A 16,354-nucleotide genomic window follows, 5' to 3' on the forward strand; every position below is an offset into this window, starting at 1 on the left:
TGTGCCATGTTGGCTTATCAGGTAAGGAAGAGATGGATAACAGAATACAGGCAGCGATCGCGCTGCGAAAACAGGGCGAGTACGAACAAAGCCGCCAGGCGCTGAAAGTGCTTGTCGCGGAACCGACGCTACGCGCGCTGGCGTTGCTGAATATCGCCTGGTCGTATGATAACGAAGGTAATGAGCAGGAAGCAGAGCAGTGGTACCGTGCCGCACTGGAAGCTGGGCTGACAGGCGAAGATGAATTTGAAGCCCGCTTTGGCCTGGCCTCAACACTGCGCTGCCTGGGGCAGTACGCGCAGGCGAAAATCCTGTTTGAAGAGATCCTTACCTGCTGGCCGCAGGCTACAGAGGTAAGGCCATTGTATGCTTTGTGCCTGCACAATCTCGGCGAACATCAACAGGCGGTCAGCTTGCTGCTTAACTGTATTGCGCAGCACCCGGATGCGCGCACCGCGCCTTACGCCAGAGCGCTGCGCGAATACGCACAACGCCCTGAAGGTTGAGCTACCGATGCTGTTTCTGCGCTTGCCACAGCGCCATGACGCTGAGGAATACCGTCACCATCAGATACAGCCCCGGAGCGAAGTGGCTACCAGTGGCGCTGATCAACAGCGTACAGATAAACGGTGCGAAACCGCCAAACACCGTTACCGCCACGTTATAGCTGATCGACATGCCGCTGGCGCGGGTCGATACCGGGAAGATATCGGCCATCAGCGACGGAATGGTCGAGAAGTAAATCGATTTCAGCAGCGCCATCCAGCCTACCAACAAGGCCAGTGACAGCGGCGTGACGTTCAGGCTGGTCAGCCAGAAAGCGGGCAGTAGCGTGAACGCCATCAGCACCAGCGCCACCCATAGCAACTTCACGCGACCAACACGTTCAGCCAGCAGGCCGCCAATTGGCGTTACCACTGTCAGGATCACCCCGGCCAGCAGCGTGGCGCTATACGCGGAGGACGGCGGCAAACCGAGGCTTTTCGTCGCCCACGTCGGCACGTAGTTGAGCATATAGTTGATCGCCGTCGAAACCACCATCAGGCCAATCGCCAGCAGCACCAGTCGCTTCTGCGCGCCGAGCAGCAGTTTCACCGGATGGGCAGGTTTTTCTGCCTGAGCGTAGGCTGCCGGTTCATGAACATGACGGCGGATCCACAGCCCGACCGGGCCAATCAGCAGGCCAAAGGCAAACGGAATTCGCCAGCCCCACTCCTGCAACTGCTCCGTTGTCAGCCACTGCGCCAGCCCCAGACCAAACGCGGAGGCCAGCAACGTGCTCGCGCCCTGCGTGGCAAACTGCCAGCTGGCGATAAAAGCTTTGCGTTCGGGAAAGTGTTCCACCAGAAACGCCGTCGAACTGCCAAACTCACCGCCCGCCGAAAAGCCCTGAATCAACCGTGCGACCAGAATCAACAGCGGTGCGGCAACGCCCAGCGTGGCATAGCCGGGCATAAACGTGATCATCGCGCCGCCGAGCATCATCAAATTGATCGACAGCAGCAGCGACGCTTTGCGCCCGTGTTTGTCGGCATACGACCCCAGCACAATCGCGCCCAGCGGGCGGATCAGAAAGGCGACGCCAAAGCTGCCAAAGGCCAGCAGCAGTGATACTGTCGGGTTAGCGGTCGGGAAAAAGACATGGGCGATATAGCTGGCAAAAAAGCCGTAAACCGCAATATCAAACCACTCCAGCGCGTTGCCAATACAGGTAGCGAAAAGAGTTTTATAGAGGCTCGGACGGGTACCGCCCTGATCCATTTCTCGAGCCAACGTACTCATTGCGCACCTCCGGCCTGATGTAAACGGTGGCGCGCCAGCAGCTCTGCGCCCTGCTCGCCTAAATCCCAGAATAAACGCGTCATGATCGCCAGCCCTTCGCGGGCGATGGCGACCGGCAGATGCTCATCCGGCGCATGCTGGCCACAGGCCGGATAAGAGTGCGGCACCCACAGCGTCGGCAGACCTAAAATCCCGGCGAACACATCGTTGGGCAAGGAGCCGCCGAGGTTTGGCAGCAGCGCCGGTTTGTTGGCGCTGGTCTCCGCCATCGCCTCCAGCACCCAGTGCACCAGCGGATCGGTCGGGTCAAAGCGGGTTGCTGGTGTACCACGCACTTCACTGAGGGTGACCATCGAAAAGCCGTGCGCATCGAGATGCGCGCGCAGCGCATGTTCCAGTTGTTGCCAGTCAGTGCCAACAACAAAACGTAGCTGGCAGACCGCCGTCGCGTGGCCGGGAATAGCGTTCATCGGCTGCGCCGGGTTGCCGGTGAGAAACGACAGCACTTCCAGCGTGTTCCAGCCAAACAATTTCTCGGCAGCAGTTAAGCCCGGCTCACCCCAGTTTGCATCGGTCGCCGGATCGTTTTTACCGCTCGCAGGCGTGATATCCGCGAGGATCGCTTTCAGTTCCGCTGTCAGCGCGGGTGGTTTCAGCGCGGCAATCTGGATTTCGCCTTTGCCGTCCACCAGGCTGGCGATGGCGTTCGCCAGTTGCGTTCCGGGGTTGCTCAGCAAACCGCCCCAGTTACCGGAGTGGTAATCTTTGGCGCGGGCATGAATGGTCAGACGGAAGTTGGCGCAACCGCGCGAGCCAAGAAACAGCGTCGGGCGATCGGCGCTCAGGCGCGGGCCATCAGAGGCGATAAACAGGTCGGCGTTAAGGCGCGTTTTTAACTGCTTGCACACCTCCGCCAGCCCCGGCGAGCTCATCTCTTCACCCATCTCGCACAGCCAGACGCAGTTAAAACCCAGACGCCCGTTACGCGCGTGATACACCTGCGCCAGCGCCGCCAGATTCACCGAGTGCTGGCCTTTGTTATCCGCCGTACCACGCCCATACCAGTTGCCATCGCGCTCGGTCAACGTCCATGGCGAAAGCCCTTCGGCCCAGCGTGCATCATCGCCAAACACCACATCGCCGTGGCCGTAGCACATCACCGTCGGCAAGGCGGGATCTTCCTGATAGCTGGCAAGCAAAAATGGCCGCGCGGCGTTCACCGGATTCGCGATGATCTCGGTTTGAAAGCCCATTTCGTGAAACGCCGGAATAAACGCCTCGTCGTAGTAACGACGTAATGCTTCGTCGCGATCGGTGCGCTGGCTCTCACTGGGGATCGCCACGCGTGCGGCAAGCGTTTCTTTGAAGTGGCCGCTATCAAACCACGCCAGCGCCTGCGCAATAATTTGTTGTGTTGTCATGTTGTTTGCCCTGTCTGATTTGCTGCCGATGGCGCAAATATCTGTTGTTGTCTTTTTGTTCTAAACCAGAACAGAGCGTTGCCACAATAATAATAATTGCAACTTAGCGTTGCCTTTTTGATAAGTGTGAGTTGCACAATTCCAGAGCAATACAGGAAGGGGTTTAAGTAAGAGAAATGCCTGACAAAGAGAATAACGCCATCGCAAAGAGGGCTAGTTTCACTGCAAACATCCGTTCCATGTGCCTCTACGATCCGGGGTAAGATGCCCCCTAATAGCTATCGATAAAACTGCCCTGAATTCTGGCTCCAGCCGATCCAGCGAAGCGGCTTTTTTTTCAATGCATCTTGCTGCTACGGGCATCTCATCGAAGCAAAGCAGATCCGAATCTTCATCTGTTCCTCTGTCGATACGATATCCGTCGCCAAAATCCATAATAAAAACATCATATCCACCATCGCTATATTTGTGTGGAATCCCGTACTTCGCCTTTATCATCTCCTTATTGGCTTCCCACCAGGCTATCTGTCTGCTTTTCAAATACCGTCAATCTCATCCCGCCACATAAAACCACCTCATCCGTAAGGTTATTGTTGGCGATAATACTTCAATATCAGACAGATGAAAAATAGCCAGCAAGACTTTGCCGCCAAACTGTGCGCTGGATTCAGGAACCTCAATCCGACAAATCCGGGCGGGGCGGCATCCTTTCGCATCCGCTGGTTCAGGCCTGTTCCCCCCGGTTTTACTCGCCCTGTGCGGCCCGTTGATATCAGTACAAAAAACAACTTTAACGTGCAATATTCTTCCTTTCCCCAATGGAGCCTTATCGCAATGCTGACCAATGAACTGCGCTACTTTTTCGCGGTGGCGACCTCCGGCTCGCTGAGCACCGCCAGCGAGCAACTGTTTGTCGCGGGTTCCGCTATCAGCCGACAGATTCAGAAGCTGGAAGCTCGCCTTGGCGTCACGCTGTTTGAGCGCCATGCGCGCGGGATGGTGCTGACCGATGCCGGGCAAATTCTGGCTAATCACGTGCGTAAAAGCATGCGCGATATGGAGTTTGCGCTGGCAGAAATTCAGGGGCTAAAAGCGGTACGCAAAGCACTGGTGCGCATAGCCTGCACCGACGGCATGGCGTTTGATCTGCTGCCCGGCGTGCTGGCGCGCTTTCGCCAGCAGCATCCCGGTGTCAATTTTGATTTGCAGGTTGGCACAGCATTGCAGGTGGCGCAGTGGATCCGCCATAACGAGTGCGATGTCGCGTTTCAGTTCAGCCTGGCGCCTGAGCGCGAGGTGGAGATCATTGCCGCATGGCCTGCGCCGGTCTTGCTGTTGCTCGATGCCGGACATCCGTTAACGCAGCAGGCGAGCGTCACCCTCGACGCGCTACATCACTACCCGTTGGTGCTGCCGGAAGCCGGAACAACGATTCGCCAGTTGTTCGATCTCTCCTGCCGGATGGCGAACACCTTTCTGGAACCGGCGTTCAGCAGCAATAACTTCTCCGCGCTGTACGAGTTTACCCGTCATACCGCGCAGGCAATTACTGTATGCAGCCATTTCAGCGTACTGTGGCGCGCCCGGCTGGATGCAATGACACTGAAAGCCATCAATAACACCTCGCTCAGCCAGCGCTCGTTACAGATTCAGGTACCGGGCAGCCGACACCGCCCGGCAGCGGTAGAAACTTTTCTGCAAATGGCCACGCAGATGCTAGGCGAGGAGCACAGCAAATGGATGGCGCAACTGGCGTAACGATCAGTGCGCCGCGTCGGTTAGCCCGTCGATAATCACCTGCTTCATCCCCTGCGAACAGGGTTCCACGCGCCCGCGCACGCCATAGACCTGTGCCAGACTTTGCGGGGTGATCACCTCATCAGGTTTGCCGTTGGCTAACAACTCACCCTGCTTGAGAATCAATGCATGGTCGCCATGGCGCAGGGCGATATTGATATCGTGCACCACCACCACCGTGACAATGTTGCGTTGCTGCGTTTCGCGCTTCACCAGATCCATGACATGGAACTGATAGTTGAGATCCAGCGCACTCAGCGGCTCATCCAGCAGCAGCAGCGACGGCTGGCGGATCAGCGACTGCGCCAGCCCCACTAACTGTTTCTGCCCGCCGGAGAGCTGATCGAGAAAATGCAGCGCCAGATGCTCGATTCCGAGCTGGCGCAGCAACGTCATCACTTCCGCCTGTTTTGCCGCGCTGTGCAGGCCGCCAGAGGCGCGCTGGGCGACGATGATCGACTCCAGCACATGCAGATGCACGCCCGCCGGTAACGACTGCGGCAGGTAGACCACCTGCTCCGCCCGTCTGGCAAACGGCTGGCTCAGCAGATCGACATCATCCAGCAGCAACTCGCCCTCAGCTTTGTTCAACCCGGCCATTGCCCGCAGCAGTGTCGATTTCCCGCTGCCGTTCGGCCCCAGCAGAATGGTGACTTTGCCGCGCGGCAGTTCAGCGATATTAAGATCGTGAATAATCTGCCGTTTGTGATAGCCCGCGCCAAACCCGCGCAGGCTCAGACCGCTGTGGCTCATACACTCCCCCGGTGACGCACGATGATGGTGATAAAGAACGGTACGCCCACCAGAGAGGTGACAATGCCGACCGGGATAATGACGCCGGAGATCAGGTTTTTCGAAACGATGGATGCCAGCGACAGCACCAGCGCGCCGATCAGCGCGCTGGCCGGCAGATAAAAGCGGTGATCCTCGCCAAACAGCAGACGCGCAATATGCGGCGCTACCAGGCCGATAAAGCCAATCGGCCCGACAAATGCCACCGACAACGCCGACAGGATACTGATACGCAGCAGCGTTGCCAGACGCAGACGGCGCACGTTAATCCCGAAGCTGATGGCCCGGTCTTCGCCGAGGCGCAACGACGTGAGTTTCCACGAGCTAAGCATTGACAGCGGCATAATCACCGCCAGCGCCAGCAGCAGAATGCCGAGTTTCTCCCACGACGCGCGGGCAATGCTGCCCATCGTCCAGAACACCAGTCCCTGCAAGGTATCTTCGTTGGCAATAAATTGCAGCATCGACACCAGCGCATTAAAGGTGAATACCAGCGCAATGCCGAACAGCACCACGCCGGAGGTCGCCACCTGCGTCCAGCGGGTGATGCCATCCAGCAACAACGCCGCCAGCAGCGCGAAAATAAAGGCATTTGCTGAGATAAACCATTGCGCCGGAATGCCCGGAATACCAATACCGAGCACAATCGCCAGCGCCGCGCCGAACGCCGCCGCCGACGAAACGCCAAGCGTAAACGGGCTGGCAAGCGGATTATTGAGGATGGTTTGCATCTCCGCACCAGCAAGGCCGAGCGTCAGGCCGACGATAATCGCCATCAGCGCGTACGGCATGCGAATATCCCAGACAATCACCCGCGTCCCGGCATCAACGCTGGCCGGATCGATCAGCGTATGCCACAGCGTATCCAGCGGCAGGCCCGACGGACCAAGGGTAAAATCGAGCAACATCGACGCCACAATCAATACTGCAAGCACAACCAGCAGGCTGACGCGGCGGCGCAAAATCGCGCGGTAGTTGAGCATCAGGCCGTCGGTCTGTGACGCCCCCGGTTCAATAGTAGTACTCACGGTTATTTACTCTGCTGCCAGCTAAAGACGAAATTGTCGTCCGGCAGTTTGGTGAAGTTTTTGATGATGTGGTGATACGTCGCATCCGGATTGAGATCCGCGAAAGCCTGCGGATAGATATCTTTCGCCAGATACTCCATCCCCACAATGTTATATGGATGGTTGTAGAAGTGGTGATAAACGCCATAAACGTGTTTCGCCGCCACCGCCGGGATCTGGGCGACGCCGGTACGCTGCAACAATACCTGCGCCTGAGCATTCACCTCCTGCGGCGAGGTTTTCAGCCCCAGCGGCAGTACCTGGCTGTTACCACGTTTCGAGCCGGTCATGATGTAAACATCCGGGTTTTCGCTAATCACCTTCTCCAGCGCGATAAAACCGCTGGCGCCTGGCAATAATTCAGAACCGATATTTTTCGCGCCGACGGCTTCAACCAGCCCGCCCCAGCCGCTGTGGCCGTGGGTAAAGCAGCAGGCATCGGTATTACCGGCCAGCGCTTCAACAAACACTTTCGCCTGCGGTTTGATGGCCGCGGTTTTCTGTTCGATGGCGGTTAACTGCTGGCGATAGTAGGTGGTATACGCCGCCGCATTGCTCTCGCGATTCAGTACTTTTCCCAGCAGATCGACGCTGGAAGCGGTATCTTTCACCGGATTGACTTCATAATCGATAAACAGCACCGGAATATGCAGCGCCGCCAGCTTGCTGAGCACACCGCTATCGGCGAGTGCCGGTTTAGCCCGTAGCTGGGCAACCATCAGATCCGGCTGTTTGGACAGCACACTTTCCAGATCGACGTTACCTTTATCGCTAAAGCCCATATCCATAATGCTGGCCGCTTCCGGCCACTGGGTTTTCAGCATCTCCCAGGTGGCAACATCCTGTTTTTTCGCGAGGTTATTCCACGCCACCAGGCGTTTAAACGGATCGTCACGATCGAGCAGCGCCATCGCCATAATGTCGCGGCCATCCTGCAAAATCACGCGCTGTGGCTCGTGCGCAATGGTCACTTTTTGGCCGGAAAAATCGGTCACTGTCAGGGGATATTGTGTAGCGTGAGCCAGCAGCGGAACGGCGAGAAAAGCGGCGAGAACGAGCTTGCTGATGGATTTTCCTTGCATAAAAAACAACCTTGCTGAGAGTTGGATTGTAATGATTTTGATAATTATTATCATGTTAAACTAAATGAATCATATACAACACCAATAATTCGTTGTACCGCAACCCCGCTTTAACATCCTGATCCGTTTTCTGTTTCGCTGACATAATTTATTACGGATTATCATCAGGCTGATGATTACCCTCGTTTTTTTTCTTAATTCCCGGAAACACCCTATGAAATATTCACCCTTGTTGCTGCTTGCCTTCCTCACCACGGCGCAGGCTGAAGACAATGCCGTCCGGCTTAACTGCCCAACTCGCGGTAATATCACGATCTCCTTTTTCAACTACCATCTGATCACCATGAAATGGGGCGACCATTTTCAGGTCGCGGCGGGCAAGGAGCGCAACCATACCAAAGCGGGCGTGGCATTCTGGAGCACCACCTTTGGTAACGGCGACGATTTGGCTTTTTTCCCGGATTCGGGCCAGTACTACCTGTTTTATGCCGGGTCGGAAGATCCGGAGCCGTGCCGGGAAACCAGCCGTTTTGTCTATCCGGTGATCACTCCGCCACGCTACGACAAGCGCAGTAACGAGCCGGAAAACCAGGTGCAAACTACCGATAATGATGTGATAGTGCAGCGCCCGGAGGCATGAATTAGCCACCGGGCATTATGTCAAATAGCGCTAACGCTTATCCGGCTGGCGAGTGCTCCGCCAATGCGTTATTTCGTCTGGAACACGCCGTTTGCCACCTCCGCAGGCGTCACCACGCCGCTGTCGAGCACCCAGCCGCTGATAAGCGCCGCAGGCGTCACATCAAACGCCGGGTTGTAGACCTGCGCATTCTCCGGCGCCCATTGCACCGCGCCGAAACTGCCCGCCACGCCAGTCACTTCCGCAGCCGCACGCTGCTCAATCGGAATCGTATCGCCATTCGGACACAACGGATCGAGCGTGGTTTGCGGCGCGGCAACATAGAACGGAACATGGTGGAACTTCGCCAGCACCGCCAGCGAATAGGTGCCGATTTTGTTCGCCACATCGCCGTTGGCAGCAATACGATCAGCGCCGACCCACACCGCATCCACCTGCCCTTTCGCCATCAGGCTGGCGGCCATCGAATCGGTAATCAGCTGATAAGGCACGCCCAGTTCGCCCAGTTCCCAGGCCGTCAGACGACCGCCCTGCAGCAGCGGACGGGTTTCATCCACCCAGACATTCGCCACTTTGCCCTGCTGATGCGCCAGCGCAATCACGCCGAGCGCCGTGCCGACACCTGCTGTCGCCAGCCCGCCGGTATTGCAGTGCGTCAGCAAGCGGCTGCCAGGAGTAACCAGCGCGCTGCCCGCCTGCGCGATGCTGTCGCACAGTTGTTTGTCTTCATCAATAAGCCGCAGCGCTTCGGCGCTTAACGCGCTAACAAAGCTCTCCTGCGCCAGCGCTCGCTTCATACGATCAAGGTTGTTCATCAGATTGACCGCCGTCGGACGCGCCGCGCGCAGCGTTTCCAGCGCCTGCGCTAACTGGTCGCGGTTTGCGCCCTGTTCGGCCAGCAGTGCCAGCAACAGGCTGGCGGAGAGGCCAATCAACGGCGCGCCGCGCACGCGCAAAGCGTGAATATGGCCGACAAGTTCCGCTACCGTATCCGCCGACAACCAGCGTTTCTCCTGCGGAAGCGCCTGTTGGTCGAGAATAAATAAGTGATTGTCGGCGACTCGCAGGCTGGTGGTCTGTAATGCGTGCATATCGTTAAATCCCTGTTGCGTTGTTGTATCGTATTGTGTCAGGATGACGTTCAGATGTATAGACGTCTAAATGGCTTAATCAGCAAAAAGAGGATCGAGGCAATGTCGCAATACCGTACCTTCTCCGCCCGTGATGCCGTGGCGTATGCACAACAATTTGGCGGTCTGGACAATCCGTCCGAACTGGTGGACGCGCAGGAAGTGGGCGACGGTAACCTCAATCTGGTGTTTAAAATTTTCGACGCGCAGGGCGTCAGCCGTATCATCGTGAAACAGGCGCTACCTTATGTGCGCTGCGTCGGCGAATCCTGGCCATTAACGCTGGACAGAGCCAGGCTGGAAGCGCAAACGCTGGTGGAACACTATCAGCACAGCCCGCAGCACACGGTGAAAATCCACCACTTCGATCCGGAACTGGCAGTGATGGTGATGGAAGATCTCTCCGACCATAAGATCTGGCGCGGCGAACTGATCGCCAATGTCTATTACCCGCAGGCGGCCGCGCAACTCGGCAACTACCTGGCGCAAACCCTGTTCCACACCAGCGATTTCTACCTGCATCCGCATCAGAAAAAAGCGCAGGTGGCGCAGTTTATTAACCCGGAAATGTGCGAGATCACCGAAGATTTGTTCTTCAACGATCCGTATCAGATCCACGAGCGCAACAACTATCCGGCGGCGCTGGAAGCGGATGTTGCCGCCCTGCGCGACGACGTTCAGCTCAAGCTGGCCGTTGCGGCGCTGAAGCACCGTTTCTTCTCTCACGCCGAAGCGCTGCTGCACGGCGATATTCACAGCGGCTCGATTTTTGTGGCCGATGGCAGCCTGAAAGCTATCGATGCTGAGTTTGGTTATTTTGGGCCGATTGGCTTCGACGTCGGCACGGCGATCGGCAACCTGCTGCTCAACTATTGCGGTCTGCCAGGGCATCTGGGCATTCGCGATGCCGCTGCGGCACGCGAACAGCGCCTCGCCGATATTCAGACGCTGTGGACCACGTTTGCAGAGCGCTTCCAGGCGCTGGCAACGGAAAAAACCCGCGACGTGGCGCTGGCGCAGCCCGGTTATGCTTCGGCTTTCCTGAAAAAAGTGTGGGCCGATGCGATTGGTTTTTGCGGCACCGAACTGATTCGCCGCAGCGTCGGGCTGTCGCACGTGGCGGACATCGACACCATTAAAGATGAAGAGATGCGCCACGAATGTCTGCGCCACGCTATTTCGCTCGGCAAAGCGCTGATTGTGATTGCCGAACGCATCGACAGCGTGGAAGAGCTGATCGCGCGGGTGCGCCAGTATTCGTAAAACCATCCGGCAAATATTGTTCCCCAATATTAAATGCCGGGTGGCGGCTACGCCTTACCCGGCCTACTCAGTCTCGGCTCTACAGCAACGCATTCGCTATTTCCAGGCACATCCCTTACAGCAATGGGGTTGACCCCCCGCTCGAAATCGGCGAACCGGAGCACAGATGACAAGGTCTGGACGCCATGGATGGCGGCCAGAGGCGAGTCGAGACACGACGTCGAGTCGAGCCGACCGCGGGCAGATGTGCGGGAGGTGAGCGCAGTGCGCAGCACCGATTTCCCGCGGGGCCGCGGGGGATTGAAAAGGGGGAGCGCGGCGGCGCCCCCTTTTCCCGTTCACGTTCCACATAGATTATGTGTCTGCCAAACGTCTGGTGAACGGAATCCCTTCTCATACGCCGAATTAGCGGTTTTGCCGAATGGCGGCTTCGCCTTAACCAGCCTGCGTTTTACCCCAGATACTCAATCACCGACAACCCGCCGTTGTAATCGGTGCTGTAGATAATCCCCTGCGCATCAACAAACACATCACACGACTGGATCACGCGCGGGCGTCCTGGCCGGGTATCCATCATTTTCGCGGGCGCAGCAGGCACCAGTGCACCCGTTTCCACCGGGCGATACGGGTTAGAAATATCGTAAGCACGGACACCGGCGTTCTGGTAAGTGGCGAAAATCAGCGTCGAGCTGATAAAACTGCCGGGACGGTTTTCGTGCAGGTTGTGCGGGCCGAAATGCGCCCCTTTCGCCACATAATCCGTCTCGTCCGGCTGCGGAAACGTTGAGATGCTGACCGGGTTCGACGGCTCGCGAATATCAAACAGCCAGATCAGCTTCTCGCCATCTTCCTGATTGTCGAGCACCGCTTCATCCAGCACCACCAGCAGATTGCGATCCGGTAAGGGCAGCGCGGTATGCGTACCACCGCCAAACGGCGGGCTCCAGTTCCGATGGCTGATCAGCTTCGGCTGGGTACGATCTTTCACATCCAGCAGCGTTAAGCCTCCGTCGCGCCAGCTTCCGTAGGCGGTGTCACCACTGATAATCGCGTGGTGCAGCGCATAGCGTTTGCCTTCCGGCCATGCGGGCGTTTCGCCGGCCTGCTGGTTCATGCCCGGTAGCCACCAGCGCCCGGCGACCTGCGGCTTGCGCGGATCGGCCAGATCGATGGTCAGAAAAATGTAGTCGGTAAAACCGTCGATCAGTGCCGATACATAAGCCCAGCGCCCGCCAACGTACCAGATGCGGTGGATACCAATGCCATTGAGCGACAGGAAGCTGATTTCGCGCGGTTTATCCGGCGTGGAGATATCAAAAATGCGCAGCCCAGCGCTCCAGCCTTTATCCTGCACGTCGCTGACCGTATCGCCTACCGAGCGGGTGTAGTACACCTTTTCATCGGCAAAACGCGCATCGGCGAACAGATCGCGGGCGTTAATCACCAGCAGCAGATCGTCATGCGCCTGTAAATGCACATTCCAGGTGCCCGGCGGCGCAGCTACGTAGCCTGCGGGTTTCGGGTTTTTCGGGTCGCGGACATCAACAATAGAAAACCCCTGCGACACCATATGGCCGATATACGCAAAGCCGCGATGCACCATCAACTGGACGCCATCCGGGCGTCCCCCCTGATCGCTGTGCCCAATCAACCGCATATTGCGGCTGTATTCGGGACGCGGAAGTTCAGTTGCCATGATTAATCCTTTCCGATGCTGGATTTAAAAATGCCGGATGGCGCTAACGCTTATCCGGCAGTCGTAAGCAAACCTATCCGGCGAAGTTATTTGTTTTTCGCTTCCAGCGTCGCGAACCACGGCGCAATAAAATCTTCCGTCTGGCCCCAGCCCGGAATGATTTTGCCAAGCGACGCGACGTTCACCGCACCCGGCTGGCTGGCCAGCAGCGCCTGCGGGATTGCCGCCGCTTTAAAGTCGTAGGTGGCAGGCGTCTGCTCACCGGCAATCTTGTTGGCAATCAGGCGGACGTTCGTCGCGCCAATCAGCTTCGGATCCACCGCCACGCTCACTTTCCACGGGCTGTTAGCTTCGCGCATCAGTTGCAGATCCTGGTTGGAAATATCGATGCTGTAGAGTTTGATCTCCGTGCGGCCATTCTCTTTCAGCGCCTTATACGCGCCCTGGCTGAAGGCATCCCAGGTACCCCAGATAGCATCAATCTTACCTTTCGGGTATTTCGCCAGCACCGCGCCGACCTTGTTAGCCGTATCGCCCTGCACATCGGAAGAGACCGCGCCGATGGATTCCAGTTCTTTAATACCCGGATTAGCTTTCAGCAGCTCAGCGTAAGCCGCCTGACGACGCTCCATCGGCGGGAAACCGGCGACCCACAGTTTGATAATGTTGGCTTTGCCGTTGAAATCTTTTACCAGCGCACCGAATGAGAGTTTGGTCAGCGAGGCGTCATCCTGCTGGGTGACGGTCACGCCCGGAATTTCACCGTTAACAGCGGTATCGAATACCGACACTTTGATCCCGGCGGCCACCGCTTTTTTGATCAGATCGGTGGAATAGGGATCGCGACCCTGCGACAGGATGATGCCGTCATACTTCTGGCTGATCGCCTGATTTACAAAGTCCTGGAATTTGGCATCGTCGCCATTGCTCAAAAAGGTACTGATTTTAAAGCCGAGTTTTTTACCTTCCTGTAAGGCACCGGAGACGAACTGCGTAGTGTTATCGTCCGAGCCAAGGTTACGGATCAGCGCAATGCGCACCGGGCCGTTGTGATTGGCGATGGCATCCGGCACCGGCGCTGGCGTGGCCGCATGGCCCGGAAGCGCGCTCAGTAACCCCAGCGCTAACAGTGAGAGTGCAATTTTTTTCATGTCTGTTTTTCCCCTGAAAATTAACGACGCTGGAAGTAAGTCAACGCAAGAGCACTGGCCAGCACCAGCCCCTTAATAATGTCCATTGCATAGTAGGGCACCGACAGCATCACCAGCCCGTTTTGCAGTACGCCAAGGATCACCGCGCCCACCAGCGTGCCGAGCGCATTCGGTTTACCGGAACCGGCAAGCGAAAAGCCGATCCACGCCGCTGCCACGGCATCCATCAAATAACCGCCGCCCGCATTCACCTGCGAAGAGCCAATGCGCGAGGCGAGCAGAATGCCACCAAGGCCCGCCAGCAGCGAGGCAATAACGTAGGCCGCCACTTTATAGCGCGTGGTGCGAATACCCGAGAGGCGCGCCGCTTCCGGATTGCCGCCAATGGCATACATCCGGCGGCCGTGCGTGGTGAGCGACAGACCGAGCTGCGCCACTACCGTCACCACCAGCATAATGATCACGATCGTCGGCACCTGGCCAAGCAGGCTAAACGCGGCTGGGATCGTCCCTTCCGCCATATCGCCGCTCGGCAGCACCATATTTTCCGTGATCGAGCCGCCGTAGCTGTAGGTCATCGCCACACCCTGAATAACAAACAGGCTGCCGAGCGTCGCCAGCATGTCGGGAATACGCAGCACCACAATCAAAAAAGCATTGAACAGGCCGACCAGCGTACAGAGCGCCAGAGTAATAACGATCGCCTCCGTCGTGCCGAAGCCGTGCCAGACAAACAGCGAAATCACCAGCGCATTCGCCAGCGAAGCCGTTGACCCCACGGAGAGATCAAAGCCGCCGATTGTCAGCGAAATCGAGACGCCTACGCCAATCACCGTCACAATGGCGATTGAGCGTAAGATATTGATAATATTGAATGGGTCGAGGAAGTTGTCCGACGCGAGGCCAAAAATCGCGATCAACAAGACCACGGTGAGCAACATGCCCCATTTATACAGAAAATCAAAAAACTGCTGGCGGGGCGTTACCGCCGCATTGACTGACAGGGCCTTACTCACAGCGCCGTTCCTCCGGTGGAATAATAAAGTAATGTCTCTTCACGGGCCTCCTTACCCGCCACTTCTGCTACGATGCGTCCGTCCCACAGCACACAAATCCGATCGCACAGCCCAACCAGCTCGGCGAATTCACCTGACGCATAGATCACGCCTTTCCCTTCCCGCGCCAGCCCGTCAATTAACTGGAACAGGTCGGTCTTCGCTTTCACATCCACACCTTTGGTCGGCTCGTCGAAAATCACCACGTTAGCGTTACCGCGCAACCACTTCCCAATGGCCACTTTTTGCTGATTACCGCCAGAGAGGCGGCGCAGCGTCTGCGCCGGGCCGGTAGTGCGAATGCCGACACGGGCAATCACCTCTTCCGCCCAGCGCCAGGCCAGGCGATGACCAAACAATCCCCAGCGTGAAAAGCTGTTATCCGCGCTGATGGCGAGGTTCATGCTGATCGGCTCATCAACAAAAATGCCCTCTTTGCGCCGCTCTTCCGGCACCAGCGCCAGTCCACGTATCACCGAATCAGCCGGATCGCGCGGTCGCCACGGCTGGTTATTCAGCTCGCCACGATTGATACGGCTTTTACTTGCGCCAAACAGCGCCTTGCACAATTCGGTTTTCCCCGCGCCCGCCAACCCGGCGATGCCCAGAATTTCGCCTTTGCGCAGGCGCAGCGAAATATCTTTCAACAGCCCTTCGTCGTGCAGACCGTCAATACTCAGCAGCACTTCATCGCTGTGCGGCGGGCGCGCAGGCGGATAGATATCGCTTAATTCGTGGCCGAGCATCTTCTCGACAATCTCTTCGCCGCTCAGCTCCGCCATCGGCCCGGATTCAATCAGCTTGCCGTCGCGCAGCACCGTTAAGGTGTCGCAAATCGCTTTCAGTTCATGAATGCGGTGCGAGATAAACACTATGCCAATGCCCTGCTGTTGCAGGCGTTTCACCACGGTGAACAAGCGCTCACTTTCATGCTGATCGAGCGGTGCGGTGGGTTCATCAAGAATCAAAAAACGGCAGTGGTGCGACAGCGCCCGCGCCAGCAGAATTTGCTGCTTCTCCGCCAGCGTGCAGCTATCAATTGAGCGCTTTACATCAAGCTGAACGTCAAGCTGCGCCAGCGCATCACGCGCCTGCTGGCGGATCTCATTCCAGCGGAAGCGGTGCCCGGTTTCCGCCAGCGTATCGAGCATAATGTTTTCGGCGATGCTTAAACCGGGGATCAGCGCAACATCCACTTCCTGCTGCACCAGATGGATACCGAGTTGTTTGGCGTCGCGCGGGGTGCGAATGGACACCACCTGATTGTTGATGCTGATTTCACCTTCGTAGTGATCGTGCGTACCGCACAGCACCGCCATCAGCGTCGATTTCCCCGCGCCGTTTGCCCCGGTTAAGGCATGCACCGAGCCGCCGTGCAGGCTGAAATCCACATGCGACAGCGCCTTGAAGCCGCCAAAGGCCAGGCTAATGGTGCGCATTTCGAGGTGGTTACGGCTCATGGTGCATGAATCCCTGCA

15 protein-coding genes are annotated in these 16,354 nt (G+C 57.4%); 4 read left to right on the top strand and 11 right to left on the bottom strand.

Translation table 11 applies throughout. The features are described from left to right. Positions 1–32: 32 nt before the first annotated feature. Entirely contained in the window at positions 33–506 is a 474-nt protein-coding gene (locus DK872_RS04330; RefSeq protein WP_161518054.1) for a tetratricopeptide repeat protein, read from the top strand. Position 507: 1 nt separating this feature from the next. On the opposite strand, the gene DK872_RS04335 is transcribed toward DK872_RS04330, so the two are convergent. From DK872_RS04335 to DK872_RS04345, 3 genes are all read right to left on the bottom strand, one after another. Further along, positions 508–1,782, bottom strand: coding sequence for an MFS transporter (locus tag DK872_RS04335; RefSeq protein WP_007373795.1), 1,275 nt, complete (start codon positions 1,780–1,782; stop codon positions 508–510). Continuing rightward, complete coding sequence (locus DK872_RS04340; RefSeq protein WP_072438384.1) at positions 1,779–3,203, bottom strand: M20 family metallopeptidase; 1,425 nt, start codon at positions 3,201–3,203, stop codon at positions 1,779–1,781. The genes DK872_RS04335 and DK872_RS04340 overlap by 4 nt, the downstream gene beginning before the upstream one ends. Before the next feature lie 219 nt (positions 3,204–3,422). Beyond that, positions 3,423–3,743, bottom strand: coding sequence for a DUF943 family protein (locus DK872_RS04345; RefSeq protein ID WP_237656151.1), 321 nt, complete (start codon positions 3,741–3,743; stop codon positions 3,423–3,425). Positions 3,744–4,037: 294 nt separating this feature from the next. On the opposite strand from DK872_RS04345, the gene DK872_RS04350 reads away from it, so the two are divergent. Next, entirely contained in the window at positions 4,038–4,961 is a 924-nt protein-coding gene (locus DK872_RS04350) for a LysR family transcriptional regulator (RefSeq protein WP_007373791.1), read from the top strand. Between the two features lie 3 nt (positions 4,962–4,964). Here DK872_RS04350 and DK872_RS04355 read toward each other — a convergent pair whose 3' ends face one another. From DK872_RS04355 to DK872_RS04365, 3 genes are read right to left on the bottom strand one after another with little or no spacing between them, the layout of a single operon-like run. Beyond that, positions 4,965–5,753 carry an ABC transporter ATP-binding protein gene (locus tag DK872_RS04355; protein WP_161518055.1) on the bottom strand — a complete coding sequence of 263 codons (789 nt, stop codon included), beginning with the start codon at positions 5,751–5,753 and terminating at the stop codon, positions 4,965–4,967. After that, positions 5,750–6,778, bottom strand: coding sequence for an iron ABC transporter permease (locus tag DK872_RS04360; RefSeq protein WP_161518152.1), 1,029 nt, complete (start codon positions 6,776–6,778; stop codon positions 5,750–5,752). The genes DK872_RS04355 and DK872_RS04360 overlap by 4 nt, the downstream gene beginning before the upstream one ends. 44 nt (positions 6,779–6,822) lie before the next feature. After that, positions 6,823–7,941: an ABC transporter substrate-binding protein gene (locus DK872_RS04365; protein WP_107146333.1), complete on the bottom strand. Its 1,119-nt coding sequence runs from the start codon at positions 7,939–7,941 to the stop codon at positions 6,823–6,825. Positions 7,942–8,155: 214 nt separating this feature from the next. Here DK872_RS04365 and DK872_RS04370 point away from each other — a divergent pair, with 214 nt between their 5' ends. Beyond that, positions 8,156–8,581, top strand: a complete 426-nt coding sequence (locus tag DK872_RS04370; RefSeq protein WP_161518056.1) for a hypothetical protein — start codon at positions 8,156–8,158, stop codon at positions 8,579–8,581. 68 nt (positions 8,582–8,649) lie between these two features. On the opposite strand, the gene mtnA is transcribed toward DK872_RS04370, so the two are convergent. Beyond that, a complete protein-coding gene (mtnA, locus tag DK872_RS04375) occupies positions 8,650–9,672 on the bottom strand; it encodes an S-methyl-5-thioribose-1-phosphate isomerase (protein ID WP_161518057.1) in 1,023 nt (340 codons plus the stop codon). A 102-nt stretch (positions 9,673–9,774) separates the two neighbouring features. On the opposite strand from mtnA, the gene mtnK reads away from it, so the two are divergent. Further along, positions 9,775–10,974, top strand: coding sequence for an S-methyl-5-thioribose kinase (mtnK, locus tag DK872_RS04380; RefSeq protein WP_035886027.1), 1,200 nt, complete (start codon positions 9,775–9,777; stop codon positions 10,972–10,974). Between the two features lie 451 nt (positions 10,975–11,425). Here the strand turns inward: mtnK and DK872_RS04385 are convergent, their stop codons facing one another. From DK872_RS04385 to DK872_RS04400, 4 genes are all read right to left on the bottom strand, one after another. Next, entirely contained in the window at positions 11,426–12,670 is a 1,245-nt protein-coding gene (locus DK872_RS04385) for an LVIVD repeat-containing protein (protein WP_161518058.1), read from the bottom strand. A gap of 86 nt (positions 12,671–12,756) precedes the next feature. After that, positions 12,757–13,821 (bottom strand): sugar ABC transporter substrate-binding protein, encoded by a 1,065-nt coding sequence (locus DK872_RS04390; RefSeq protein WP_161518059.1) that lies wholly within the window; start codon positions 13,819–13,821, stop codon positions 12,757–12,759. A gap of 20 nt (positions 13,822–13,841) precedes the next feature. Beyond that, positions 13,842–14,837, bottom strand: coding sequence for an ABC transporter permease (locus DK872_RS04395; RefSeq protein WP_007373782.1), 996 nt, complete (start codon positions 14,835–14,837; stop codon positions 13,842–13,844). Beyond that, the gene (locus tag DK872_RS04400) at positions 14,834–16,336 is read right to left on the bottom strand and encodes a sugar ABC transporter ATP-binding protein (RefSeq protein ID WP_161518060.1); all 1,503 of its coding nucleotides are present in this window, start codon (positions 16,334–16,336) and stop codon (positions 14,834–14,836) included. Before DK872_RS04400 ends, DK872_RS04395 begins: the two co-directional genes overlap by 4 nt. Between the last annotated feature and the right edge of the window lie 18 nt (positions 16,337–16,354).

This window comes from Kosakonia sp. MH5 (assembly GCF_009935945.1).
In the GTDB taxonomy this organism is placed as follows: domain Bacteria; phylum Pseudomonadota; class Gammaproteobacteria; order Enterobacterales; family Enterobacteriaceae; genus Kosakonia; species Kosakonia radicincitans.